Origin of the sequence: Petrimonas sulfuriphila (assembly GCA_038561985.1) — a bacterium.
GTDB classification, from domain to species: Bacteria; Bacteroidota; Bacteroidia; order Bacteroidales; family Dysgonomonadaceae; genus Petrimonas; species Petrimonas sulfuriphila.
Window position 1 is genome coordinate 226,435 of sequence record CP073276.1, and the last position, 22,178, is coordinate 248,612.

Sequence of the window (22,178 nt, forward strand, 5' to 3'; positions counted from 1 at the left end):
AAACAGGGTTTTCAAATCTGCAAACCCTGTTTTGTATAGATTTATTCCGTCGTAACTCCTGCTAATTCAGGGTCAATCATAATCCGTCCGCAATATTCGCACACAATAATCTTCTTCCCCATCTTAATATCCATTTGTTTCTGAGGCGGAATTTTATTGAAGCAACCGCCGCAGGCACCGCGCTGAATAGGTACTATTCCCAAGCCGTTGCGCGCATTCTTACGAATTCGCTTAAATGCGGTAAGCAAGCGGGGCTCAATAGTTGTTTCGGTCTTTTTCGCTTTTTCCCGGATCTTTTCTTCCTGAGCTTTGGTTTCCGAAACGATGTCATCGAGTTCCTTCTTTTTGGCTTCCAGATCGAAATTCTTTTCTTTCAGTTGTTCCTGCGCTGCAGTGATCTGTTCTTTAATCAGTTTTTCAGACTGCGTATTTTCGCGGATATGCTTTTCGGCCAATTCAATCTCAAGCGTTTCAAACTCCACCTCTTTCGATAAATGGTCGAACTCCTTGCTGTTGCGAACATTCTCGAGCTGCTTATTGTACTTCTCAATTTTTGCTTTGCTGGTTTCGATTTTGAACTTTTCCTGCTTGGTCATATCACTCAGTTCTTTCAAATCGAGTTCAAACTTATTGATACGTGTTCCTAACCCAGCGATTTCGTCGTCAAGGTCTGCTACTTCGAGAGGAAGTTCACCCCTAAGTGTTTTGATTTTGTCAATTTCCGAAAGATAGGATTGCAACTTATACAACGATTTCAGTTTTTCGTCTACTGCAATATCTTCTACGGTACTCTTTTTTCTTGTTGCCATAATTATATTATTTATTTTAGATTTCAGACCGCCATGCTTAGAGATTTCAGATATTAGACAGTCCGGCGTCTAATGTCTTTTATAAAAAAATGCAGTAACCAAACGAGGATTATCGTTTCATCACTACATTACCTGCAACTGCGGGAACAATGTCTGACCGCTTTCTTTTACAGGTATTTCACGGGATTCGAATCGAACGCCGATTTATGTACGACAAAGGTAGGAAATTTTTTCGAAATTACATCGAAAAAGATTTCTTTTGTGCAAATTTCTGATTCGTAATGTCCTACAACTGCGAGCAATAGATGACTGTCCACGTCGTAAAAATCGTTATACCTGGCTTCCCCTGTAATAAATGCATCGGCACCGTATGCAATGGCTTCGGGAACAAGAAATGCGCCGGCACCTCCACACAAAGCCACGTCATGAATTTCCCGGTTCTGCAATTTGGTGTGACGGATAGTTGGCAAATTGAATACATCTTTCAACAGATACAAAAACTCTTGCTCCGGGATAGGTTCGGGTAATACACCCACTACCCCGCTCCCAACTTGTGCCCAGTCATTTTTGAGCGGATAAAAATCATAAGCAGGCTCTTCATAAGGGTGGACTGACAGCAAGGCTCGTAACACGTCTGCCTGCTTGAATCTGGGTAAAACGGTTTCGATCCTTACTTCTTTTTCGAAATGAAATTTTCCCCTATTGCCCACAAAAGGGTTTGCCAACTCGTTTGCCCGGAAAGTACCTTCGCCGTGTAAATTGAAACTGCACGAATCATAATTGCCAATATTTCCGGCACCGGCATTGAATAAAGCGCTCCGGACATACTCGGCGTGCGATTCAGGAACAAAGGTAACCAGTTTCAGCAAGGAGTCTTTTTTAGGGCTCAAAATCCGGAGTTGCTGCAACCCTAGCATTTCTGCCAGTTTGAAGTTCACTCCCTGAGAAGCGTTATCGAGGTTGGTGTGCGCGGCATAAATCACTATGTCGTGCTTGATAGCCTTAATCATGCATCGCTCTATATAGGTCCGTCCCGTCAACGATTTAAACGGCTTAAAGGCTAGCGGATGATGCGAAATAATCAGGTTGCATCCCAGTGAAACAGCTTCGTCAATCACACTCTCCGTCACATCGAGGCTCAGCAAGGCTGCTGTGGCCTCCCGATTTATGTCGCCGACCTGAAGCCCGCTGTTATCAAAATCTTCCTGTAACGGAACGGGAGCCAGATTTTCTATCGTTTGCACTATTTCTTTTATTCGCATAACAAATACCTGTTTTATCTGCAAATATACTCCAATTTTCGTATTTTTGTGATAAACAAACAAATTAGCTTGTCATGAAGTACCTCATCATTGCCTTTTTCCTGTTTCTCCCTTTCAGCCTCGCACTGAGTCAGGATAAAAAAATAAATATCATTGTAATTGGCGCGCACCCTGATGACCCCGACGGAACGGCCGGCGGAACAGCCATAAAGTTTGCAGAACTCGGGCACAACGTATTGTTTGTATCGCTCACGAACGGAGACGCCGGACATCAATCAAAGGGCGGAGGAACGTTGGCAAAAATTCGCAGAGGCGAAGCACAGGAAGCCGGAAAGCGATTGGGAGTGACATACAGGGTTCTCGATAATCACGACGGCGAGTTGCTCCCCACCCTTGAAGTACGTCACCAGGTAATCCGGCTGATTCGTGAATGGGAGGCCGACATAGTAATCGGCCCCCGCCCGTACGATTATCATCCCGATCACCGGAACACGGCCCTTTTGTTGCAAGATGCAGCCTACATGGTGATTGTTCCTAACGTGGCATCCGATACTCCTCCCTTGAAAAGAAATCCCGTTTTCCTTTATGCACAAGACCGGTTTCAAAAGCCTTATCCGTTTATTCCGGATATTGCCATCGATATTTCCGACGTCCTGGACCGGAAAATTTACGCAATGGCGGCACACGAATCCCAATATTTCGAGTGGTTGCCGTGGACCGTTTCGCAAGAACAAAACGTTCCTAAAAAAGAAAAAGAACGGATCGAGTGGTTGAAATCCGGCAGAAGAAGAACGATAATTCCCGCGGTGAAAGAGGCTCTTGAGAAATGGTACGGAAAGGAAAAAGCAGACAAGATTACCGATGCCGAAGCCTTTGAAATATGCGAATACGGCAGACAACCCAACGAATCCGAAATCAGGGAATTATTTCCCATGATTGGTAAATAAAAATTCAAAAACAGACAACACGAAAACCATCTATTTATGAGAAAACTATTGACTATTGTTGTGCTCCTGTTACTTTTTCCGCTGGCTTTTTATGCGTTGAACAGGACAAAAAAAACTGTTCACCTGCCTGTTTTTCAACAGACACCCATTCTTTTTAATCCGGCGGACTATCCCGACGGTCTGGTAGAAAAAGAGGGACTGATCTATTTGGGAAACGGACGTATTGTACTGAAAAAAGTTCGCGTTCCCCAATTCAAAAATTATACCGAAGTCGAAATTGCCGTTACGCTCGTTTCAAATGGTGATCCCTGGGACAAATCGGGGTCTTGCTTTGTGATTCCAAAATCTTCAAAAATCACAATGATCGATATCGCCCGCAATTCGGCCGCCTATCCGCAGCAAGACACGGTGAAACATGAATCTTTGATCGGGATTTTACAAGGAAAAGATTATTTGCCGACTGTAGAATTGATGCGATTCATGACACCTTTCGGAGTGGGACACTTCAGCCGGAATGACGATCCGGTATCGGTCAAACGACGCCCGGTTTATGTGGATGGATGGGCGGAAAACGTTATATGGAAACAGGAAATATCGGATTTACTGCCCCTGCTCGAAGACGAAGCCTATATAGGCGTTTATATTGACACCTGGACAAAAGAAGGTTACCGCATTGACGTTCAACTCTCCTTTACCGAAAGTAATTTGCGCGGTGACAAAAAACCGCATCTGCATGTTGAGCCGTTGATAAATACCAATTATTACGTCGGACAGCGGCATCCCGATATTTTCTCACGAAGGGATGTGGAGATCCCGTTTATCATTCCAGAAAAAGCAAAAAATATCCGCCTAAAATATATTGCTACCGGACACGGCGGTCATTCCGGCGGAGATGAGTTCCGTCCGCAGCGAAATATACTGAAGATTGATGGCTCGGAGGTGTTGAATTTTCTGCCCTGGCGAACGGATTGTGCTTCGTTTCGACGTTTCAATCCCACATCCGGTGTATGGCTGCAAAAAAGGACAATGGCTTATATTAGCAACGAAGGTAAACGTGCCGAAAAAGAAATCGAAGAGCCGCTCGCTTCATCCGATTTATCACGAAGCAACTGGTGTCCAGGTAGTGATGTTTCCCCCATAGAGGTCGAACTGCCCAATCTGTCCGCAGGTAGTCACAGTCTGACCATAAGCATCCCCGAAGCAAGGCCCATTGAGGAAAACAAGTTGAACCACTGGCTTGTTTCGGCATATTTGGTGTGGGAAGAATAGGTTATGGTTTCACAGGGAAAATCTTTCGCATGGTGTCGGCAAAAACGGCTCCCATCCGTTGTTGAATGTATTGCCCTTTGCCGCTTTCGGGATGCCATCCAAAAGTTTCACCGTCAATATCTTGTTTATCACCCGTAAACAAACGGCTTATTTGTTCTCCCGTAACCGGATGAAGAGCACTCCTGGAGAACCCGATGAATTTATCGAACTCCACTACCGGAAATCCCCATTTTTCGGCCAGTTTTCTCACGGAAGTGTTGTAGGTTACCCTCCCGTCGTGCCAATCGGTGCAAAGCACAACGACAGCAGGTTTTCCACTCCGGCTGTTGAAATATTTCGATTTCCTGTCAAACTTCAGGTTATAACAATCGGCAAGGTACCGTTTAATGACGTAGTCGAACGCAGCAGCGTAATTGCTCCGGTCGAAAGGCACCGGGTACTCGGTGTAGTTAGGCTTTAGCTGCGATTCGTCGAAGACATCCCTGTCGTGAACCTGCATAATCACAAGAGCATCAATATGTTCCAGTTCTTCGATGGTGTATAATGTTCCGTCAATAATCCGGTTGGCAGCATCGGCAATAGCTTCACCTCCAATGGCTCTGTTAAGCGGGTTGGCATCCGACAGTTCACAACCGATTTCGAACCAACCGTTGTTGGGCGACGCAAAGGAAGCTCCAGTCAATAAAAAAGTATAACTCTTTTTGCTTGCGTTATCTTGAGCAGATAGAGTAAGAATACAAAAAGCAAGTAAAACTGTAAAAACAGGGATTCGTTTCATTGTAAGTTTGATTTTGTTGGAAGTGCAAACTTACTAAAAATCCGCAAACATTAATTGTACAGACAGCATTTACCGGGTTAAAAAATCCACGCGTACGAAACTTTCACCAGAAAATCGTTTTGAGGAGCAGCCTCAAATAAATCGCCCAGGTAATCCCTAAAACGGAACACACCCTCATTCCCCTGCACCGTTCTTCCTTGCGACCATACCAGGTAGAGTACAGACCCGGGTTTGTACTCCCACCGGTAAACCAGGTTAGAGCGGAATTGAAGAAAATAAAAATCGGGATTATCATAGGGATAGGTATCCATAGCTGTGAATCGATCGCTAAATCTATCTGCCCGCGGATGAGTTACAGTTTTAAAACCGTAATAATCTCCCGAAAACAGATAGGGAAGCGCATACCACTGCAGTGACATATCGGGAGTAATGCCGTAATTTACCCGAACCGACATAGATGCGATATTTTGGTCGATGGACGACAGGATATATGCAGGACTGTCTCCCGTCACCGTACGCACATACTGTTGATGCCCGGTAGCTTTGACGTACTGTGGATAAAGTGAAAGCGAAAGCCGGTTATTGGGTTTGTAGGTAATGTCTAATCCATAAGAAATGGAACGCCTTGAATGCTCGAAGCCATGAGAAAAGTTCATTTCGTATTCTAGGCTAAACTTCTTTCGGCTGTCCGATTCAACGGAAAACCACGAATTAATTACTCCGGGCGTTTTGAGTGCAGGTCCGCCCCTCAGCATTGAATTGGATAATCCCGGATAATTAATATTCAACCCTCCGGCAATGTCGTAATAATTGGTAAACTGAATGTACCCGAATGCTTCGTTTCCCCACTCCAGCGAAGTTCCGGAAAAATCCCTCACGTTATACCAGGAACCATTAAACTGATATTCGTTCACGATGCCTTTCGGGCGCCATTCGTTCCATGCTGCCCATATCCCGTTCAGAAACATATCGGCTTTGGGTTTAAAACCAACATCGTTAAATTCCAGTCCGGGGGAGCTCCAACTACTGAATCCCAAAAGATTAAAGTGCCCCGAAGCTTTACCTCCACTGACCGATCCGCCAAAACCGCTCAGCGATGTACGTTCTCCATCAAGTTCCAAATGCTTTGCATCGGGCCGTTGGTAATACCTTGCCGACGATTTCTGTAATTGAATCATCGCTTCCTGAGATCCACGCAAGTGGCTGAAGAATGCCCTGGCCGTTATAAAATAGGATTTCTCTTTCCAATATCTGGTTAAATTCAGTCCTGTGGTGTACGCTGAACCAGGCAGCGTTCTGAATTGATCTTCATCTATCTTACGGTTAGTGGCTGTAAATATCCCACCTATAATAAGGTTTCCGCTATCAAGATCCTGTTCCAGCCGGCCCACGAAATAATTTGACATCGGTTCCACGGCATATTTCGACCGTTCTCCACTGTGATCTATTTCACTGTACATTTTCTGCGTCACCGCATTCAGTATTCCGATGGAGGTTCCTTCACGTGTTTTTCCAGAAACTTTTACCGCACCAAGGATGTTTGTTCGCCCGGGTTCACGCACATAATCGCCCTCTTTTTTAGTGTAACTAAGGTGTGGCTCTCTTCCCAACCGACGAGAATAAAAAAGCTTATTCCGTTCGTTGTTGGTCAAATCGAACGGGTAATGGTAAATATTACTCCCTTCCACAAAGAAAGGCCGTTTTTCATTAAAATACGTTTCGAAATTGGTTAGGTTCACCACCGACGGGTCGGCTTCCACTTGCCCGAAATCGGGATTTACCGTGAAATTCAGTGTAATGTCGTGGGTAATACTGACCTTACCGTCCACTCCCACTGACGCTTTTGTACGGGTTCCCGTAGCAAACGGATTTCCTTTTTCCTTTTCCGAAAGGGTAAGCTGAGAAAGGGCAAAAGGAACAATCTCGATGTCTTTTTTGGGATTAATGTTACGAATACCATCCAGAACGCCGAAATTACCTATAAATTTGGCCGAAGCTTTGTCGATAGGCTGCCAGAACGAACGCTCCTGGTGGCGATAAACGTGCCGCATCACCTCCAGGCCCCAACGGTATTGATTGTTCTTTCCGAAACGAAGCTGAGAATAGGGTATACGTATTTCGGCATACCATCCGTCGGGTTGCAGGGAAGTTCTCACTTCCCAAATCGGGTCCCAACTGTAGTCCTCGTCGTTCTCCTCCGTTAGCCTCCAGTCGGTTTTACTTCCTGCGGCGGTAACCAGAAACGCAAAAGCCGTCATCTTATCTTCGTAACTGTCTATGGCAATGGCAACCGCATCACCATCAGCATCGTCACGTCTAGAAACGCGGCGGACAATCTTACCGGGTTCGGCGTCGAGTGCTTTTATAGCTATGTATAAATTATCGTCATCGTAGACAATAGCAAATTGAGTTTGTTGAGAAGGTTGGGCACCGGAATGGGGTTCAAACTGCACAAAATCACTTCCCCAGACGGCATTCAGCCAGCAGTCGTCTGTCAGTTGACCGTCTATATCCGGTACTTGCTGCGTACGTGAAGTAGTGTAGGTTCTTGTTTGGGAAAAAGCCAATAACGAAAACAAGAAAAACAACAGTGTGTAGTAAATTTTCATCATATTTTGTTGGGTATATCCATAAGACGTAACAAAGGCCTTTTCCGTTACAAATTTTGTGACGTTTTTACCCCTTCAACCTTTCTCTCCTCCGTCTCAATGATTATGGCCGCTGCCGTTTTCCAAAATGTCGTGAAGCGCTTCAACCGAATGCGTATAATCAACGTAAGCCTCCACGTAAGCACGTCCTTCTTCGGCGGAATTGTTTTTCCCCTTGTTGAGTGTTTCCACCTTGTGGTATTTCTCCCTGATCACACTTCCGATATGGTTGTTCAATTGGACAAGTAATTTGTCAATATCGTTGTTCTCGATGGCTTTATCACTCAACACAATTATTTGTTTGGTAGTCCCTGCCGGTTTTAACCCGGTATAGGGTGCGCCTTCCGTTTCCCGATGCAACCTCACAAGCGTTTCGAAAAAATGCTTTTCAAGGATGGCGTAAATTTCCCGGTCACCCGATTTCAAACCGTAGACCTTATTGAACAAACCGGATATTTCAGCTTCCTGTTCCCGGGTAATCCATTTGAAGACCAAATTCACGTTGTTTGTTTCAAGCGCTTTAACCGCATCCTTAATCACAGGGCCGTCGTACGAGTCACAATGAGCAAAGAGAGGTGTTGATGCAAAAAACAGCAGTACGGAAATAAACAACCCAGGCAACACACTTTTGAAAGAGTTTCTACGAGCAGGTACATTTTTCACATCTACTACTTCAACATTTAATTCTTTTGTTTTCATTTTAAATTCATTTTAAAAAAGTTAATAATAAAATTTTCTGAAAACAAAAGTATACATCTCTCTCCCTCTGTGCGACCTACTTTGTAATTTAGGACCTATTTCCGGCAAAAAAACGGTTTTCCGGTTGAATCATACCAAGCGTTTTCAAACGGTCAAATCAATCCTGATCCTTCAGGATAAGCCGAAGCGAGTTATTTCGAGTAACATAATTCCACGCCCAATTGATAAAAACAATGAGTTTGTTGCGCACACTAAGTATAAGCATCAGGTGAAGGAACATCCAGACAAGCCACGCGAACCGTCCTTTAAATTTAGCAAAGGGCAGGTCTACTACAGCCTTGTTTCTGCTAACAGTTGCCATAGTTCCAAGGTTACGGTATTCATAAGGACGGAGATTAGTCTTCCTTAAATGGATGTACTGAAGGTTTTTTGCCAAGTTTTTGCCGTGCCCTATGGCAACATTTGCCACCTGGGGATGCCCCTTGGGATAGTTGGAGGTTTCCATATAAGCCACGTCTCCGATAGCAAAAACATCGCTGAGTCCCTCCACCCGGTTTATCCGGTCGACTTTAATTCTTCCGCCTCTCACTATGGATTGTGGAGGAATACCATCAAGTGCATTACCGGTGATACCGGCTGACCAGATAACGCTTTTGGAACGAATGGTTTCGCCATTGTTGAGTGTGATTTCATTTCCGTCGTAATTGGTTACAATCACGTTGGTTTTTACAATCACACCCATATCACGCAGGTATTTTTCGGAATAGTCTTGTGCAAATCGACTCATGGTGGACAGCGTGTTCGACCCTCCTTCCAGGAGATACACACTGACCTTAGACGAATCGATATGGGGATAGTCTTTCGGAAGTACTTCGCGCTTCATCTCGACAAATGCGCCGGCCATCTCAACACCTGTGGCGCCTGCACCCACAATAACGATGTTGTACAAGCCTTCCTTATCAGTTTCGTAAAGGAGTTTTTCAAAATTCATCAGGATAAAGTTTCGTACATTAATGGCCTGGTAAGTAGATTTTAATCCCAATGCATATTCTTCTACCTGGCGGTTCCCGTAGAAGTTAGTCCGCGACCCGGTGGCAATAACCAGATAATCGTATGAAAATGTACCGATAGAAGTGTCTATCGTTTTCTCTCCGGCGTTAAGGGAATATACTTTTGCAAGGCGGATCCGGACATCTTTTCTGTTCTGAAATATTTTACGAATGGGGAATGAAACGGTTGACGGTTCTATTTGCGAAGCAGCTACCTGATAAAACAGAGGAGGAAATTGGTGATGATTTATTTTATCTATGACAAGAATATCAAATCTGTTTTTTTTCAAATGCCGTACAAACTGTAATCCCCCAAAACCACAACCAATAACTACGACCTTTTTCATTGTTCAAAAATTAGTTGATAAATCAAGTTTTAATAGATCATGCGCATTCATTTTAATCATAAAACGTCTGAAACGGCAGAATGTTTTCAAAGGGTCGGACAGCTTGACAAATATGTAAAAAGCAGAAAGCGCTACGAATCACTCGCGGCGCTTTCTTAATGTTTAACATTTTAAAAATCACAGCTTCGCTGTGGTTACATCTTGGTTCAGTCTTTTAGTCCTTCACCTTCGGCAGATGCTCCCTCAGCGATTTGCGTTTTGTCCTGTGTATCAACTTTTTCTGTCACAGGAACTTCTGAAGCATTCACTTCTTTTGTATCTTTTAGTTCAACGGTTTCTTCAGCCTTAACTTCTTCAGCTTTTGCTTCTTCTTTTTTCACTTTCGAGTCCTTGGCTTTAGAATCGGTGGCAGTAGCTGGAGCGGCGGCACCCGTAGCTTTTCTACGTGAACGGCGTGTTTTTGCTTTCTTAGCTCCGCCGTCGCCCAACATGTTTTCGTTGTAGTCAACCAACTCGATGAAGCACATTGCTGCATTATCTCCCAAGCGATAGCCTGTTTTGATGATGCGGGTATACCCTCCAGGACGATCAGCTACTTTTTGCGAAATATACTGAAAAAGTTCGGTAACTGCAAATTTATTTTGCAAAATACTGAAAACTACTCTTCGCGAACTGGTGGAGTCCTCTTTTGATTTGGTGATGATGGGTTCTACAAACTTTCTTAATTCCTTGGCTTTAGGCACAGTAGTGAAAATACGTTTGTGCATGATGAGCGATGTTGCCATGTTCGATAACATGGCATCGCGGTGTGCAGCTTTACGTCCTAAATGATTATTTTTCTTATTGTGTCTCATTATCGTTAATCTTTATCTAATTTATATTTCGAGATGTCCATACCGAACGACAGGCTTAAATTGTCAAGCAATTCCTCCAGTTCAGTAAGCGATTTTTTACCGAAGTTTCTGAACTTCAACAAATCGTTTTTGTTGTGCATCACCAGATGACCCAGGGTTTCCACTTCAGCCGCTTTCAGGCAGTTGAGCGCACGAACCGAAAGATTCAGGTCAGACAATTTGCGTTTCAGCAATTGGCGCATGTGCAACACTTCTTCGTCGAACTCCTCGATATTCTCAGTACCGGTGGTTTCTACCATCATCTTAGCTTCGTCAGAGAATAACGCAAAATGCTGGATAAGGATTTTAGCAGCCTCCTTCAACGCATCTTTCGGTTGGATGGAACCATCCGTGGTAACTTCGATAATTAATTTTTCGTAGTCGGTCTTTTGTTCGATACGGTAATTCTCTATTTCGTATTTTACATTTCTGATAGGCGTGAAAATAGAGTCGATTGCAATGGTTTGCACGTCTTCAGAAGGCAACATAGCACGATTTTCCTCAGCAGGGACATATCCACGTCCCTTGTTGATGGTCAGTTCGAGCCGTAATTCAGCTTTCTTCTCTAAATGACAGATTTCGAGTTCCGGATTCAGTACTTCAAAACCAGTCAGTAATTTGCCAATATCTCCGGCTTTAAACACATTCGTGCCCGATACATTGAGACTTACTTTTTCCGTATCAAATTCTTCTACTATCCTTTTAAATCTGATTTTTTTCAGATTCAGGATAATAGTCGTCACATCTTCAATTATACCCGGAATAGAAGCAAATTCATGTTCAACACCGTCAAACTTTACCGATGTAATTGCATATCCTTCGAGAGAAGAAAGCAAAATACGGCGCAATGCGTTACCAATGGTAATGCCGTATCCGGGCTCCAGCGGACGGAATTCGAACTTCCCGGAGAACGCATTCTCCTGGATCATGATTACTTTATCGGGTTTCTGGAATGCTAATATTGCCATGAAATTATTGTTTAGAATATAATTCTACGATCAACTGTTCTTTAATGTTTTCGGGGATATCAGCTCTTTCGGGCAAATGCAGAAACTTACCGCTCATGGATGCTCTGTCCCACTCTAACCAAGGATATTTACTGTGATTGAAACCGGTAAGTGCATTTGAGATCACTTCCAACGATTTCGATTTTTCTCTCACACCGACAACTTCTCCGGCTCTCACGCTATACGACGGAATGTTTACTACTTTTCCGTTTACGGTGATATGACGGTGCGATACCAGCTGGCGGGCAGCTGCTCTAGTAGGTGCTATGCCTAAGCGATAAACGACGTTGTCTAAACGCGATTCCAATAACTGAAGCAGTACTTCACCTGTAATACCGCGGCTACGAGCAGCTTTTTCGAAAGTTAACCGGAATTGTTTTTCCAATACTCCGTAAGTGTATTTTGCACGTTGCTTTTCACGCAACTGAATTCCGTATTCCGACGTTTTACGTCTACGTGTATTTCCGTGCTGTCCCGGGGGGTAGTTCTTTTTAGAAAGAACCTTGTCGGGACCGAAAATAGGTTCACCGAATTTTCGGGCGATTTTTGTTTTTGGACCAGTATATCTTGCCATTTTTACAAATTAAACTTTTTCTACTGAAGCCTAAACTGTGCAGCCGCGATTACAGAGAAGTTGTATTGTAATCAAATCACAGCTCAAGTTTCTGTATGATTGAAACTTATGATTATTTACTCTTTTTTGATTTTCAGACGAATAACTACCGGATCAGACTCTTCTTGCTTTGGGCGGGCGACAGCCGTTGTGTGGAATGGGTGTAACGTCTACAATCTCGGTTACCTCAATTCCTGCACCGTGAATGGTTCTGATAGCTGACTCACGACCGTTTCCCGGACCTTTCACATAAGCTTTCACTTTGCGGAGTCCCAAGTCATAAGCCACTTTAGCACAGTCCGACGCCACCATTTGAGCTGCGTATGGCGTGTTCTTTTTGGAACTTCTGAAGCCCATTTTTCCGGCTGATGACCAGCTTATCACCTCTCCGTTGTCGTTGGTTAACGAAACAATGATGTTATTGAACGATGAAGAGATGTGTGCCTGTCCTTCGGCGCTTACTTTAACGTTTCTCTTTTTTGCTGCAACTGTTCTTTTTGCCATATTCCTTATCTGTTATTTAGTAGCTTTTTTCTTATTAGCAACGGTTTTCTTTCTTCCTTTTCGCGTACGTGCATTGTTCTTGGTGCTTTGTCCGCGGACAGGTAACCCGATACGATGGCGGATACCACGGTAGCAGCCGATATCCATCAGTCGTTTAATGTTCAACTGTACTTCAGAGCGAAGATCTCCTTCCACTTTGTATTCGGTTGAAATAATCTCACGAATACGTGCTGCCTGATCGTCTGTCCAATCTTTCACTTTGATATCTCTATCCACTTCGGCTTTAGCTAAAATACCGTTTGCCGAGCTGCGTCCGATGCCATAGATATAAGTTAACGCTATCTCGCCTCGCTTATTTTGCGGCAAATCGACCCCTACAATTCTTATAGCCATATAATTTTTTTAAATTGTTATTTTTTTATTTACCCCTGACGTTGTTTGAACTTGGGATTCTTTTTGTTGATAATGTATAAGCGGCCTTTCCTGCGAACGATTTTACAGTCAGCCGTGCGTTTTTTTAAAGATGCTCTTACTTTCATATTTGTATTTTTTAGATGTCAGATATCAGATTTTAGATTTTAGACAATTGTGGTCCGGTGTCTACTATCTGATGTCTAATTGTCTTGTTTTATTTGTATCTAAATGAAATCCTTCCTTTCGAAAGATCGTAAGGCGACATTTCCACGCGCACCCTGTCTCCGGGTAAAATCCGGATATAATGCATACGCATTTTCCCCGAGATGTGTGCGGTAATTTCGTGCCCGTTTTCCAATTCTACTCGGAACATGGCATTAGACAATGCTTCTACTATTGTTCCGTCTTGTTCAATTGCTGTTTGTTTAGCCATTTCTGCTCCTTTTAATTGTTGCTTGTTTCCTGAATAAACTCAAATGTCGACAAAATATCGGCTTTCCCGTTTCGGATAGCTATGGTGTGTTCAAAATGTGCTGAAGGTTTGCGGTCTTTGGTTCGCACCGTCCATCCGTCGTTTTCAAATACCACATTTTTACTTCCCATGTTGATCATCGGTTCAATAGCAATACACATTCCGTTTTTCAATAACGGACCTGTCCCTTTTCTGCCGTAGTTCGGCACTTCGGGTGCTTCGTGCATGTCTCTGCCTATTCCGTGACCAACCAATTCCCTTACAACCGAATAACCGTGCGACTCACAATACGATTGGATAGTGAAACCGATATCGCCCACTCTCTTATCGTGACAGGCCTGTTCGATGCCTTTGTAAAGCGCTTCTTTGGTAACCTTGAGCAATTGTTTAATCTCTTCTTTTACCTCTCCCACGCAGAACGTGTATGCCGAATCGCCACAATATCCCTGTTTGTTTGTACCACAATCAATAGATATAATGTCGCCTTCCTGCAAAGGGTGATTGTTGGGAATTCCATGTACCACTTTTTCATTTACCGAAGCACAAATGGAATTAGGAAAACCGCCGTATCCTAAAAAAGTGGGGATTGCTCCGTGATCCCTGATAAACTCTTCTGCAATTTTGTCGAGTTGAAGTGTCGTCACCCCAGGTTTGATATGTTTGGAAAGCTCTCCCAGAGTCATTCCTACCAAACGGTTGCTTTGACGCATCAATTCAATTTCTTCGTCGGTTTTCAGTATGATCGTTCTACTATTCATCCCCATTTATTCACCAGAAACTTAATAAGCTGCAATTGAACCGGATCGGCCCTTTATTTTAGCTCCCGATTTAAGGAAGCCATCGTAATGACGCATCAGCAAGTGACTTTCTATCTGTTGCAAGGTGTCAAGCACTACTCCAACAAGAATTAGCAACGAGGTTCCGCCAAAAAATTGTGCGAACTGTGAATTTATCCCGGTAATTCCGGCAAAAGCAGGCATAATAGCGACCAAAGCCAAGAAAATTGAACCAGGAAATGTAATCCTGGACATGACCAGATCGATATACTCTGCTGTCCTTTTACCCGGTTTTACACCAGGAATAAAGCCGTTGTTTCTTTTCAAATCCTCTGCCATTTGAATAGGATTAACAGTGATTGCCGTATAGAAATAGGTGAAAGCAATAATCAGCAACGCAAAGATGAAGTTATACGAAAAACTGGTGTAATTCATCAGCGAGGCCCAAAATCCACCTCCCTCTCCTACTGAAAACTGGGCAATAGTAAGCGGTATAAACATAATCGCCTGAGCAAAGATAATAGGCATTACGTTAGCTGCATTCACTTTCAAGGGTATATACTGGCGAACACCGCCGTATTGCTTGTTTCCCACAATCCGTTTAGCATACTGTACAGGAATTTTTCTCGTGCCTTGTACCAACATAATCGCTCCGGCTATAACCACCATCAGGAAAATGATTTCGAGCAGGAAGAGCACCAATCCCCCGGGGGCATTGAGCAACCGATCGAACTCAGCGACCAAAGCATGCGGCAGACGGGCAATAATACCAATCAGGATGATAAAGGAAATACCGTTACCAATTCCCTTGTCGGTAATTCTTTCTCCCAACCACAACACAAACATACTCCCACCGGCGAGAATAACGGTTGAAGGAATTACCCAATCAAACAATCCTCCCGGAATTGCCGATCCTAAAGCTCCGTAGATATAAGCGGGCCCTTGGAAAAGCAAAATGGCAACCGTTAGATAACGGGTATACTGGTTCATCTTCGTACGTCCACTCTCACCTTCACGTTGCATTTTCTGGAAAGCCGGAACGGCAATGCCTAACAACTGCATCACAATGGAAGCAGAGATGTAGGGCATGATTCCCAATGCAAAAATAGAAGCGTTTGCGAACGCACCTCCCGAGAACATATCGAGCAATCCCAGCAGACCTGAGCTTGCATTTGCCTGTAAGGCCTCGAGTTGCAACGGGTTAACACCCGGAAGTACGACAAACGAACCAAACCTGTATATGGCAATAAAACCCAGCGTGATGAGTAACCTCATCCGCAGGTCTTCAATTTTCCAAATATTTTTTACTGTCTGTACAAATCCCATTTTTTCAGAGTTTTACGGCTGTACCTCCTGCAGAAGAAATAGCTTGCTCGGCTGCCTTGGAGAAAGCATGAGCTTCAACTTCCAATTTTGCCGAAAGTGTTCCTCTTCCAAGAATTTTAACCAAGTGTTTTCGGGAAATAAGGCCGGCATTGATCAATACCTCCGGAGTTATCTTATCTATTTTCTGAGAGTCGGCCAATACCTGAAGTGTTTCAATGTTGATGGCTTTGTATTCAACTCTGCTCAGTGGATTAAATCCGAATTTAGGTACACGACGCTGTAAAGGCATCTGTCCACCTTCAAATCCGGTTTTTCTGGAATAACCCGATCTTGATTTTTGTCCTTTGTGTCCTCTTGTCGAAGTACCTCCTCTGCCCGATCCCGATCCGCGTCCGATTCTTTTACGGGTTTTGGTTGCGCCTTCAGCGGGTTTTAAGTTCGATAAATTCATCATTATCTATTTTTTATCGTTATAAACTAATTTATTCTACAATCGTTACCAAATGATGAACTTTGCTGATAAGACCTCTGATAGTAGGGTTATCTTCATGTTCAACCACTTTGTTCATTTTTGTCAATCCTAACGCATCTAACGTTTTTTTCTGAATTTTAGGGCAGTTAATCCTGCTGGTAGTCTGTTTTACTTTTATAGTAGCCATTTCAAAATCCTTCCGTTTTTATCCGTTAAATACTTTTTCTAAACTAACTCCGCGATTTTGAGAAACAGTAATGGGGTCTCTCAGTTCGCACAAGGCTTCAATGGTAGCTTTCACCAGGTTGTGAGGATTTGACGATCCTTTCGATTTCGCCAGAATATCGGTAATTCCTGCACTTTCCAACACGGCACGCATGGCACCTCCTGCTTTTACTCCTGTTCCGGTAAAGGCTGGTTTCAGAAAAACTTCGGCTCCGCCGAAACGGGCAGATTGTTCGTGAGGTATGGTCCCTTTGTAAACGGGAACTTTCATCAAGTTCTTTTTGGCTGCTTCAACACCTTTAGCAATAGCAGTAGTCACCTCACCGGCTTTACCCAATCCCCAGCCAATAATACCGTCTTCGTTTCCAACTACAACCATAGCAGCAAATGTGAATGTACGACCTCCTTTTGTTACCTTGGTAGTACGATTGATAGCCACTAGCCTGTCCTTCAACTCTAAATCGTTTGTCGATTTTACTCTTCTATCTGTTCCTGTCATAGTTGTTTAAAATTTAAGTCCTCCTTTACGAGCGGCATCAGCCAATTCTTTTATACGTCCATGATATAAGTAACCGTTTCTGTCGAATGCTACCTTCTCAACCCCGGCTTCTTTAGCGTTGCTGGCAATCATCTCGCCAACTTTTGCAGCTATTTCTTTTTTGGGAAGTTTTTCTTCCACTTTCAAAGATGAAGCCGATGCCAGCGTAACTCCATTAATATCATCGATAACCTGCGCGTATATTTGTTTATTACTCCTGAACACGGACAAACGCGGACACTCCTTGGTCCCGCTGATCTTACCGCGAACACGAGTCTTAATCTTTAGTCTTCTTTCTGTTTTTGTTAACATAGCGATTTCTGTTTACGTAAATTATTTACCTGCTGTCTTACCCGATTTGCGACGGATTTGTTCACCAACAAATTTAATACCTTTACCTTTGTAAGGTTCGGGTTTGCGGAATGAACGAATTTTTGCACAAACCTGTCCGAGCAATTGCTTATCGGAAGACTCCAAAATAATAAGCGGATTCTTGTTCCTTTCCATCTTGGTTTCCACTTTAATCTCCTGGGGTAATTCCAGGAATATGTTGTGGGTATAACCAAGTGATAATTCCAGAATTTGTCCGTTATTGGTTACACGGTATCCAACACCAACAAGCTCCAGTTCCTTGCGAAATCCTTCCGAAACGCCAATCACCATATTGTGGAGCAAAGAACGGTATAACCCGTGCATGGCTCTGTGTTCTCTGTCGTCGGTAGGCCTGATAACGGTTAAAATTCCGTTTTCAACCTCGACTTTAATATCAGGGTTTACGTGTTGTTTCAGTTCTCCCTTAGGGCCTTTCAACGTAATCACGTTATCTTCTCCCACCGTTACTACAACGCCGGAAGGCAATGAAATGGGCAATTTTCCTATTCTTGACATATTATTCTCCTCCTGAAATTAATAAACGTAACACAATACTTCACCACCGATTTTCTGAACGGCAGCTTCTTTATCCGTCATTACTCCTTTTGAAGTAGATAATATGGCAATACCCAAACCGTTCAGTACCCGGGGCATATTCTTATAACCGGTATACCGACGTAACCCGGGTGAAGATATGCGAATCAGTTTTTTGATCGCATTCACTTTATTTACCGGATCGTATTTCAAGGCAATCATAATTGAGCCTTGCGGTCCATCCTCTACAAACTTATAATTAAGGATGTAGCCTTTGTCAAAGAGAATCTTTGTGATGTCTCTTTTCAAGTTTGATGCGGGAATCTCCACCACACGATGTTTCGCCTGGATAGCATTTCTCAACCGCGTCAAATAATCTGCTATTGGATCTGTCATTATAAAAAAATTTAAATTGATCCCGACTGTCGGGACAATATTTAATAAAACTTCGTTAGTTTACTGTATATTACCAGCTTGCTTTTTTCACTCCGGGGATAAGCCCTTTCGATGCCATTTCCCTGAACTGAATGCGGGATAATCCAAACTGGCGCATATAGCCTTTAGGACGTCCGGTTAAGTTGCAACGGTTGTGCAAACGAACGGGAGACGCATTCTTAGGGATGGTTTGAAGTGCTTCGTAATCACCTTCAGCCAAATATTTTGCTCTTTTTTCGGCATAACGGGCAACCATTTTAGCTCTTTTCACCTCGCGGGCTTTCATTGATTCTTTTGCCATTTCTTACTTGTTTTTTTCTGTTCTAAACGGTAATCCAAATTCTTTGAGGAGTGCATAGCCTTCTTCATCGGTTGCTGCAGAGGTAACGAACGTAATGTTCATTCCCAGCAAACGGGAGATGCTGTCGATATTGATTTCAGGGAAGATAATCTGTTCCTGGATCCCCAGGGTATAGTTTCCTCTTCCGTCGAGTTTACCCTCAATCCCCCTGAAGTCACGAATACGCGGTAATGCAACACGGATAAGTCTTTCGAGAAATTCGTACATTTTATCGTGACGCAACGTAACACGGGCTCCGATAGCCATTTTCTTACGCAACTTAAAGTTGGAAATATCCTTTCTCGAGTAAGTTGCCACTGCTTTCTGACCGGTAATTGCCGTTAACTCGTTGATTGCTGTTTCGATAATTTTCTTGTCAGCCACTCCTATACCCAATCCCTGATTAATAACAATTTTATCAAGTTTGGGAGCCTGCATAACGGATTTGTATCCAAATTCCTTCATTAGGGCAGGCACAATACGTTCCCCGTATTCTTTTTTGAGAGTAACCGTACTTCTGTTTCCCTGATCTTCTGTTTGGGGAGCAGCAGCCTGAGCTTCTTTCTGAACTTCAGCTTTGGGTTCAGCGGCTTTTGCCGCTTTTTCTTTTTTCACTTCTTTAGCCATTACTTAATTACCTCCCCTGATTTTTTTGCATAACGTACTAACTTACCTTTACTGTCTTCTTTTCTTCCAATGCGCGTTGGTTTACCGGTTTTCGGATCAACCAAATTTAGTTTCGAGAGATGAATGGAAGCTTCTTTCTTTTCGATACCTCCATTGGGATTCTGTGCATTGGGTTTTGCATGCTTCGACACGATATTTACTCCCTCTACAATGGCGCGGTTTTTAGCCACCAGTACCTCGAGCACACGTCCTGTTTTGCCTTTGTCTTCACCGGAGTTCACGTAAACCGTATCTCCTTTTTTAATATGTAATTTACTCATTGTCTGTGATTGTTTAATAGATTAAAGTACTTCGGGCGCTAATGAAACAATCTTCATGTTTGTAGCACGTAATTCACGTGCAACCGGCCCAAAGATACGGCTGGCTCTCAACTCACCGGCGTTGTTCAGAAGGACGCAGGCATTGTCGTCGAAACGAATATAAGAACCATCAGCACGACGAATTTCTTTTTTCGTACGTACAATGATTGCTTTTGTTACAGCGCCTTTTTTAATGTCACTCGAAGGGATTACGCTCTTGATAGCCACAACAATTACATCCCCAACAGACGCGTAGCGTCTTCTTGTTCCACCTAATACACGGATGCAAAGGGCTTCCTTGGCTCCGCTATTGTCGGTCACGTTTAGTCTTGATTCTTGCTGTATCATCTTACTTAGCCCTTTCTATTACTTCAACCACTCTCCATCTCTTTGTTTTGCTCAAAGGACGTGTTTCCATTATACGTACTGTATCCCCTATGTTACAGTCATTCTTTTCATCATGGGCGTGAAATTTTTTCGTTTTACTAACGAACTTCCCATATATAGGGTGTTTTTCTTTCCATTTTACAGTAACGGTGATGGTTTTTTCCATCTTGTTGCTGAAAACGACCCCGATTCTTTCTTTTCTTAAATTTCTCGTTTCCATTATAATTATTAAGCTTTTTTCAATTCACGAGCGCGCAATTCAGTCTGAATACGTGCAATGTTTCTGCGTTTTTCTCTTATCGAACCTGAATTGTCGAGCGGAGTAGTTGTATGATAAATCTTGGTCTGAATCAGGTCCGCCTGTTCAGCATCCAACCTTTCCTTCAAATCCTTATCCGATAACTCCTTGTATTCTTGTTTTTTTGATTTCATGCCTTACGAATTAATTTTGGGGTTGTTCATAATCTCTTCTGACAACGAATTTTGTCGTAACAGGCAATTTCTGTGCTGCCAGGCGGAGAGCTTCTTTTGCGACATCGTACGGTACACCTTCGATTTCGAAAATAATTCTTCCGGGAGTAACAGGAGCCACGTATCCTTCGGGATTACCTTTTCCTTTACCCATACGTACTTCAGCAGGTTTTTTGGTAATTGGTTTATCGGGGAAGATGCGTACCCAAACTTGTCCTTGGCGTTGCATATAGCGTGTTACGGCAACACGGGCAGCCTCAATCTGATTGCCAGTGATCCATTTTGATTGTAACGATTTTATCCCGAACGAACCGAATGCCAACTGATTACCGCGACCGGCGAAGCCTTTCATGCGGCCTTTCTGCTGTCTTCTAAATTTTGATTTTTTCGGTTGTAACATATTGGTTTATGCGTTTTTGTTATTATTTCTTCTGTTTCTTCTGGCACCTCTGCCTCCTTCGGGGCGATTACCTCTGTCGCTGCGTCCGCCACCGCCTTGTGAACGATTTTCCTTGGAAGATGCGAATGAAGGTGCCAGGTCTTTTTTACCGTAGATCTCACCTCTGCAGATCCAAACCTTGATACCGATCAATCCAACTTTGGTCAACGCTTCTGCATGAGCATAATCAATGTCGGCACGGAAAGTATGCAACGGAGTCCTTCCCTCTTTATACATTTCCGACCGGGCCATTTCGGCACCGTTCAAGCGACCTGAGATTTGAATCTTTATGCCTTCTGCGCCCATCCTCATGGTAGATGCGATGGCCATTTTAACCGCTCTGCGGTAAGCAATTTTACCTTCCACCTGGCGAGCAACATTATTGGCCACGATAACCGCATCCAGCTCGGGTTTCTTTATCTCGAAGATATTGATTTGAACATCCTTATCGGTTATTTTCTTTAACTCTTCTTTTAGCTTGTCCACTTCCTGGCCACCTTTACCGATAATGATTCCCGGGCGGGCGGTACAGATAGTGATGGTAACTAATTTCAGCGTTCTTTCAATGACAATGCGAGAAACACTTGCTTTGGCCAGACGAGCATTCAAATAAGTGCGAATTTTGCTGTCTTCCAGCATCATTTCGCCATAATTATCTCCACCGTACCAATTAGAGTCCCATCCTTTGATGATTCCCAAACGATTTGCTATCGGATTTACTTTTTGTCCCATCTGCCTGTATTAATTTTGTTCTTGTTCTTTTTTATAAGTATCTACCACAATTGTCACGTGATTTGAACGTTTGCGAATTCTGTAGCCGCGGCCTTGCGGGGCAGGACGAAGTCTCTTCAGCGTTGCACCTTCGTCTACAGAAATTATTTTGATATAAAGTTCGCCGGTTTCGGCTTTGCGTTCGTTTTTCTGTTCCCAGTTAGAGATGGCCGAGAGTAATAATTTTTCAACTCTTCTCGATGCCTCCTTGCTGGAAAACTTCAAAACGCCCAATGCTTTAAAAACTTCCATTCCGCGCACCATATCTGCAACGTATCGCATTTTCCGGGGCGAAGAAGGAGCATTTTTCAACACGGCTAAAGCAACCTCTCTGCGGTTTTCTTTGCGTTGTTCTGCTGATATTCTTTTTCTAGCACTCATGTCTTTTCTTTTTT

32 protein-coding genes are annotated in these 22,178 nt (G+C 43.4%); 2 read left to right on the forward strand and 30 right to left on the reverse strand.

Going from position 1 to position 22,178, the window contains the following annotated elements; all coding sequences use genetic code 11:
- Window positions 1-41: 41 nt before the first annotated feature.
- Both KCV26_00815 and KCV26_00820 read right to left on the reverse strand, forming a co-directional pair.
- On the reverse strand, window positions 42-809 hold the full coding sequence (locus KCV26_00815; protein ID WZX36961.1) for a hypothetical protein: 768 nt from the start codon (window positions 807-809) through the stop codon (window positions 42-44).
- A 167-nt stretch (window positions 810-976) separates the two neighbouring features.
- Entirely contained in the window at window positions 977-2,071 is a 1,095-nt protein-coding gene (locus tag KCV26_00820) for a Nif3-like dinuclear metal center hexameric protein (GenBank protein ID WZX36962.1), read from the reverse strand.
- 74 nt (window positions 2,072-2,145) lie between these two features.
- Here KCV26_00820 and KCV26_00825 point away from each other — a divergent pair, with 74 nt between their 5' ends.
- Entirely contained in the window at window positions 2,146-3,018 is an 873-nt protein-coding gene (locus tag KCV26_00825) for a PIG-L family deacetylase (protein ID WZX36963.1), read from the forward strand.
- Between the two features lie 36 nt (window positions 3,019-3,054).
- Window positions 3,055-4,287 carry an N-glycanase gene (locus KCV26_00830; protein ID WZX36964.1) on the forward strand — a complete coding sequence of 411 codons (1,233 nt, stop codon included), beginning with the start codon at window positions 3,055-3,057 and terminating at the stop codon, window positions 4,285-4,287.
- A 1-nt stretch (window position 4,288) separates the two neighbouring features.
- Here the strand turns inward: KCV26_00830 and KCV26_00835 are convergent, their stop codons facing one another.
- The 28 genes from KCV26_00835 to rplV all read right to left on the reverse strand — a co-directional run bounded on the left by KCV26_00835 (window position 4,289) and on the right by rplV (window position 22,164).
- Complete coding sequence (locus KCV26_00835) at window positions 4,289-5,065, reverse strand: DUF5040 domain-containing protein (GenBank protein WZX36965.1); 777 nt, start codon at window positions 5,063-5,065, stop codon at window positions 4,289-4,291.
- A gap of 77 nt (window positions 5,066-5,142) precedes the next feature.
- Window positions 5,143-7,677, reverse strand: a complete 2,535-nt coding sequence (locus KCV26_00840) for a carbohydrate binding family 9 domain-containing protein (GenBank protein WZX36966.1) — start codon at window positions 7,675-7,677, stop codon at window positions 5,143-5,145.
- 93 nt (window positions 7,678-7,770) lie between these two features.
- Window positions 7,771-8,412 (reverse strand): hypothetical protein, encoded by a 642-nt coding sequence (locus KCV26_00845; GenBank protein WZX36967.1) that lies wholly within the window; start codon window positions 8,410-8,412, stop codon window positions 7,771-7,773.
- 157 nt (window positions 8,413-8,569) lie between these two features.
- Window positions 8,570-9,808 carry an NAD(P)/FAD-dependent oxidoreductase gene (locus KCV26_00850; protein ID WZX36968.1) on the reverse strand — a complete coding sequence of 413 codons (1,239 nt, stop codon included), beginning with the start codon at window positions 9,806-9,808 and terminating at the stop codon, window positions 8,570-8,572.
- Window positions 9,809-10,014: 206 nt separating this feature from the next.
- Window positions 10,015-10,662 carry a 50S ribosomal protein L17 gene (rplQ, locus tag KCV26_00855; protein ID WZX36969.1) on the reverse strand — a complete coding sequence of 216 codons (648 nt, stop codon included), beginning with the start codon at window positions 10,660-10,662 and terminating at the stop codon, window positions 10,015-10,017.
- Between the two features lie 5 nt (window positions 10,663-10,667).
- Entirely contained in the window at window positions 10,668-11,669 is a 1,002-nt protein-coding gene (locus KCV26_00860; GenBank protein ID WZX36970.1) for a DNA-directed RNA polymerase subunit alpha, read from the reverse strand.
- Between the two features lie 4 nt (window positions 11,670-11,673).
- Window positions 11,674-12,282 (reverse strand): 30S ribosomal protein S4, encoded by a 609-nt coding sequence (rpsD, locus tag KCV26_00865; GenBank protein ID WZX36971.1) that lies wholly within the window; start codon window positions 12,280-12,282, stop codon window positions 11,674-11,676.
- Between the two features lie 153 nt (window positions 12,283-12,435).
- The gene (rpsK, locus tag KCV26_00870; protein ID WZX36972.1) at window positions 12,436-12,825 is read right to left on the reverse strand and encodes a 30S ribosomal protein S11; all 390 of its coding nucleotides are present in this window, start codon (window positions 12,823-12,825) and stop codon (window positions 12,436-12,438) included.
- 12 nt (window positions 12,826-12,837) lie between these two features.
- A complete protein-coding gene (gene rpsM, locus KCV26_00875; GenBank protein WZX36973.1) occupies window positions 12,838-13,218 on the reverse strand; it encodes a 30S ribosomal protein S13 in 381 nt (126 codons plus the stop codon).
- A gap of 29 nt (window positions 13,219-13,247) precedes the next feature.
- On the reverse strand, window positions 13,248-13,364 hold the full coding sequence (gene ykgO / locus KCV26_00880; GenBank protein WZX36974.1) for a type B 50S ribosomal protein L36: 117 nt from the start codon (window positions 13,362-13,364) through the stop codon (window positions 13,248-13,250).
- Window positions 13,365-13,453: 89 nt separating this feature from the next.
- Window positions 13,454-13,672 (reverse strand): translation initiation factor IF-1, encoded by a 219-nt coding sequence (gene infA, locus KCV26_00885; protein ID WZX36975.1) that lies wholly within the window; start codon window positions 13,670-13,672, stop codon window positions 13,454-13,456.
- An 11-nt stretch (window positions 13,673-13,683) separates the two neighbouring features.
- Window positions 13,684-14,469 (reverse strand): type I methionyl aminopeptidase, encoded by a 786-nt coding sequence (gene map, locus KCV26_00890; GenBank protein WZX36976.1) that lies wholly within the window; start codon window positions 14,467-14,469, stop codon window positions 13,684-13,686.
- Between the two features lie 21 nt (window positions 14,470-14,490).
- On the reverse strand, window positions 14,491-15,813 hold the full coding sequence (gene secY, locus KCV26_00895; GenBank protein ID WZX36977.1) for a preprotein translocase subunit SecY: 1,323 nt from the start codon (window positions 15,811-15,813) through the stop codon (window positions 14,491-14,493).
- Window positions 15,814-15,817: 4 nt separating this feature from the next.
- Window positions 15,818-16,264 carry a 50S ribosomal protein L15 gene (rplO, locus tag KCV26_00900; protein ID WZX36978.1) on the reverse strand — a complete coding sequence of 149 codons (447 nt, stop codon included), beginning with the start codon at window positions 16,262-16,264 and terminating at the stop codon, window positions 15,818-15,820.
- A 31-nt stretch (window positions 16,265-16,295) separates the two neighbouring features.
- Complete coding sequence (gene rpmD, locus KCV26_00905) at window positions 16,296-16,472, reverse strand: 50S ribosomal protein L30 (protein WZX36979.1); 177 nt, start codon at window positions 16,470-16,472, stop codon at window positions 16,296-16,298.
- Between the two features lie 18 nt (window positions 16,473-16,490).
- Complete coding sequence (gene rpsE, locus KCV26_00910) at window positions 16,491-17,009, reverse strand: 30S ribosomal protein S5 (protein WZX36980.1); 519 nt, start codon at window positions 17,007-17,009, stop codon at window positions 16,491-16,493.
- Between the two features lie 6 nt (window positions 17,010-17,015).
- Window positions 17,016-17,360 (reverse strand): 50S ribosomal protein L18, encoded by a 345-nt coding sequence (locus KCV26_00915; GenBank protein ID WZX36981.1) that lies wholly within the window; start codon window positions 17,358-17,360, stop codon window positions 17,016-17,018.
- Window positions 17,361-17,381: 21 nt separating this feature from the next.
- Entirely contained in the window at window positions 17,382-17,936 is a 555-nt protein-coding gene (gene rplF, locus KCV26_00920; protein ID WZX36982.1) for a 50S ribosomal protein L6, read from the reverse strand.
- Between the two features lie 18 nt (window positions 17,937-17,954).
- Window positions 17,955-18,350, reverse strand: coding sequence for a 30S ribosomal protein S8 (rpsH, locus tag KCV26_00925; GenBank protein ID WZX36983.1), 396 nt, complete (start codon window positions 18,348-18,350; stop codon window positions 17,955-17,957).
- Between the two features lie 70 nt (window positions 18,351-18,420).
- Window positions 18,421-18,690: a 30S ribosomal protein S14 gene (gene rpsN, locus KCV26_00930; protein WZX36984.1), complete on the reverse strand. Its 270-nt coding sequence runs from the start codon at window positions 18,688-18,690 to the stop codon at window positions 18,421-18,423.
- Between the two features lie 3 nt (window positions 18,691-18,693).
- Window positions 18,694-19,356, reverse strand: coding sequence for a 50S ribosomal protein L5 (gene rplE, locus KCV26_00935; protein WZX36985.1), 663 nt, complete (start codon window positions 19,354-19,356; stop codon window positions 18,694-18,696).
- A complete protein-coding gene (gene rplX, locus KCV26_00940) occupies window positions 19,356-19,676 on the reverse strand; it encodes a 50S ribosomal protein L24 (protein ID WZX36986.1) in 321 nt (106 codons plus the stop codon). Before rplX ends, rplE begins: the two co-directional genes overlap by 1 nt.
- 21 nt (window positions 19,677-19,697) lie before the next feature.
- Complete coding sequence (gene rplN / locus KCV26_00945) at window positions 19,698-20,063, reverse strand: 50S ribosomal protein L14 (protein WZX36987.1); 366 nt, start codon at window positions 20,061-20,063, stop codon at window positions 19,698-19,700.
- A gap of 1 nt (window position 20,064) precedes the next feature.
- Window positions 20,065-20,322, reverse strand: coding sequence for a 30S ribosomal protein S17 (gene rpsQ, locus KCV26_00950; protein ID WZX36988.1), 258 nt, complete (start codon window positions 20,320-20,322; stop codon window positions 20,065-20,067).
- Between the two features lie 8 nt (window positions 20,323-20,330).
- Window positions 20,331-20,534, reverse strand: coding sequence for a 50S ribosomal protein L29 (rpmC, locus tag KCV26_00955; GenBank protein WZX36989.1), 204 nt, complete (start codon window positions 20,532-20,534; stop codon window positions 20,331-20,333).
- 10 nt (window positions 20,535-20,544) lie between these two features.
- Window positions 20,545-20,973 carry a 50S ribosomal protein L16 gene (gene rplP, locus KCV26_00960; protein WZX36990.1) on the reverse strand — a complete coding sequence of 143 codons (429 nt, stop codon included), beginning with the start codon at window positions 20,971-20,973 and terminating at the stop codon, window positions 20,545-20,547.
- 6 nt (window positions 20,974-20,979) lie between these two features.
- Window positions 20,980-21,744, reverse strand: a complete 765-nt coding sequence (rpsC, locus tag KCV26_00965) for a 30S ribosomal protein S3 (GenBank protein WZX36991.1) — start codon at window positions 21,742-21,744, stop codon at window positions 20,980-20,982.
- A gap of 9 nt (window positions 21,745-21,753) precedes the next feature.
- Window positions 21,754-22,164 carry a 50S ribosomal protein L22 gene (rplV, locus tag KCV26_00970; protein WZX36992.1) on the reverse strand — a complete coding sequence of 137 codons (411 nt, stop codon included), beginning with the start codon at window positions 22,162-22,164 and terminating at the stop codon, window positions 21,754-21,756.
- Window positions 22,165-22,178: the final 14 nt, after the last annotated feature.

Bases quoted from the DNA above. Each gene is read 5' to 3' on its own strand.
- KCV26_00815 (WZX36961.1), bottom strand. From the start codon at position 809: ATGGCAACAAGAAAAAAGAGTACCGTAGAAGATATTGCAGTAGACGAA.
- KCV26_00820 (WZX36962.1), bottom strand. From the start codon at position 2,071: ATGCGAATAAAAGAAATAGTGCAAACGATAGAAAATCTGGCTCCCGTT.
- KCV26_00825 (WZX36963.1), top strand. From the start codon at position 2,146: ATGAAGTACCTCATCATTGCCTTTTTCCTGTTTCTCCCTTTCAGCCTC.
- KCV26_00830 (WZX36964.1), top strand. From the start codon at position 3,055: ATGAGAAAACTATTGACTATTGTTGTGCTCCTGTTACTTTTTCCGCTG.
- KCV26_00835 (WZX36965.1), bottom strand. From the start codon at position 5,065: ATGAAACGAATCCCTGTTTTTACAGTTTTACTTGCTTTTTGTATTCTT.
- KCV26_00840 (WZX36966.1), bottom strand. From the start codon at position 7,677: ATGATGAAAATTTACTACACACTGTTGTTTTTCTTGTTTTCGTTATTG.
- KCV26_00845 (WZX36967.1), bottom strand. From the start codon at position 8,412: ATGAAAACAAAAGAATTAAATGTTGAAGTAGTAGATGTGAAAAATGTA.
- KCV26_00850 (WZX36968.1), bottom strand. From the start codon at position 9,808: ATGAAAAAGGTCGTAGTTATTGGTTGTGGTTTTGGGGGATTACAGTTT.
- rplQ (WZX36969.1), bottom strand. From the start codon at position 10,662: ATGAGACACAATAAGAAAAATAATCATTTAGGACGTAAAGCTGCACAC.
- KCV26_00860 (WZX36970.1), bottom strand. From the start codon at position 11,669: ATGGCAATATTAGCATTCCAGAAACCCGATAAAGTAATCATGATCCAG.
- rpsD (WZX36971.1), bottom strand. From the start codon at position 12,282: ATGGCAAGATATACTGGTCCAAAAACAAAAATCGCCCGAAAATTCGGT.
- rpsK (WZX36972.1), bottom strand. From the start codon at position 12,825: ATGGCAAAAAGAACAGTTGCAGCAAAAAAGAGAAACGTTAAAGTAAGC.
- rpsM (WZX36973.1), bottom strand. From the start codon at position 13,218: ATGGCTATAAGAATTGTAGGGGTCGATTTGCCGCAAAATAAGCGAGGC.
- ykgO (WZX36974.1), bottom strand. From the start codon at position 13,364: ATGAAAGTAAGAGCATCTTTAAAAAAACGCACGGCTGACTGTAAAATC.
- infA (WZX36975.1), bottom strand. From the start codon at position 13,672: ATGGCTAAACAAACAGCAATTGAACAAGACGGAACAATAGTAGAAGCA.
- map (WZX36976.1), bottom strand. From the start codon at position 14,469: ATGAATAGTAGAACGATCATACTGAAAACCGACGAAGAAATTGAATTG.
- secY (WZX36977.1), bottom strand. From the start codon at position 15,813: ATGGGATTTGTACAGACAGTAAAAAATATTTGGAAAATTGAAGACCTG.
- rplO (WZX36978.1), bottom strand. From the start codon at position 16,264: ATGAATTTATCGAACTTAAAACCCGCTGAAGGCGCAACCAAAACCCGT.
- rpmD (WZX36979.1), bottom strand. From the start codon at position 16,472: ATGGCTACTATAAAAGTAAAACAGACTACCAGCAGGATTAACTGCCCT.
- rpsE (WZX36980.1), bottom strand. From the start codon at position 17,009: ATGACAGGAACAGATAGAAGAGTAAAATCGACAAACGATTTAGAGTTG.
- KCV26_00915 (WZX36981.1), bottom strand. From the start codon at position 17,360: ATGTTAACAAAAACAGAAAGAAGACTAAAGATTAAGACTCGTGTTCGC.
- rplF (WZX36982.1), bottom strand. From the start codon at position 17,936: ATGTCAAGAATAGGAAAATTGCCCATTTCATTGCCTTCCGGCGTTGTA.
- rpsH (WZX36983.1), bottom strand. From the start codon at position 18,350: ATGACAGATCCAATAGCAGATTATTTGACGCGGTTGAGAAATGCTATC.
- rpsN (WZX36984.1), bottom strand. From the start codon at position 18,690: ATGGCAAAAGAATCAATGAAAGCCCGCGAGGTGAAAAGAGCTAAAATG.
- rplE (WZX36985.1), bottom strand. From the start codon at position 19,356: ATGGCTAAAGAAGTGAAAAAAGAAAAAGCGGCAAAAGCCGCTGAACCC.
- rplX (WZX36986.1), bottom strand. From the start codon at position 19,676: ATGAGTAAATTACATATTAAAAAAGGAGATACGGTTTACGTGAACTCC.
- rplN (WZX36987.1), bottom strand. From the start codon at position 20,063: ATGATACAGCAAGAATCAAGACTAAACGTGACCGACAATAGCGGAGCC.
- rpsQ (WZX36988.1), bottom strand. From the start codon at position 20,322: ATGGAAACGAGAAATTTAAGAAAAGAAAGAATCGGGGTCGTTTTCAGC.
- rpmC (WZX36989.1), bottom strand. From the start codon at position 20,534: ATGAAATCAAAAAAACAAGAATACAAGGAGTTATCGGATAAGGATTTG.
- rplP (WZX36990.1), bottom strand. From the start codon at position 20,973: ATGTTACAACCGAAAAAATCAAAATTTAGAAGACAGCAGAAAGGCCGC.
- rpsC (WZX36991.1), bottom strand. From the start codon at position 21,744: ATGGGACAAAAAGTAAATCCGATAGCAAATCGTTTGGGAATCATCAAA.
- rplV (WZX36992.1), bottom strand. From the start codon at position 22,164: ATGAGTGCTAGAAAAAGAATATCAGCAGAACAACGCAAAGAAAACCGC.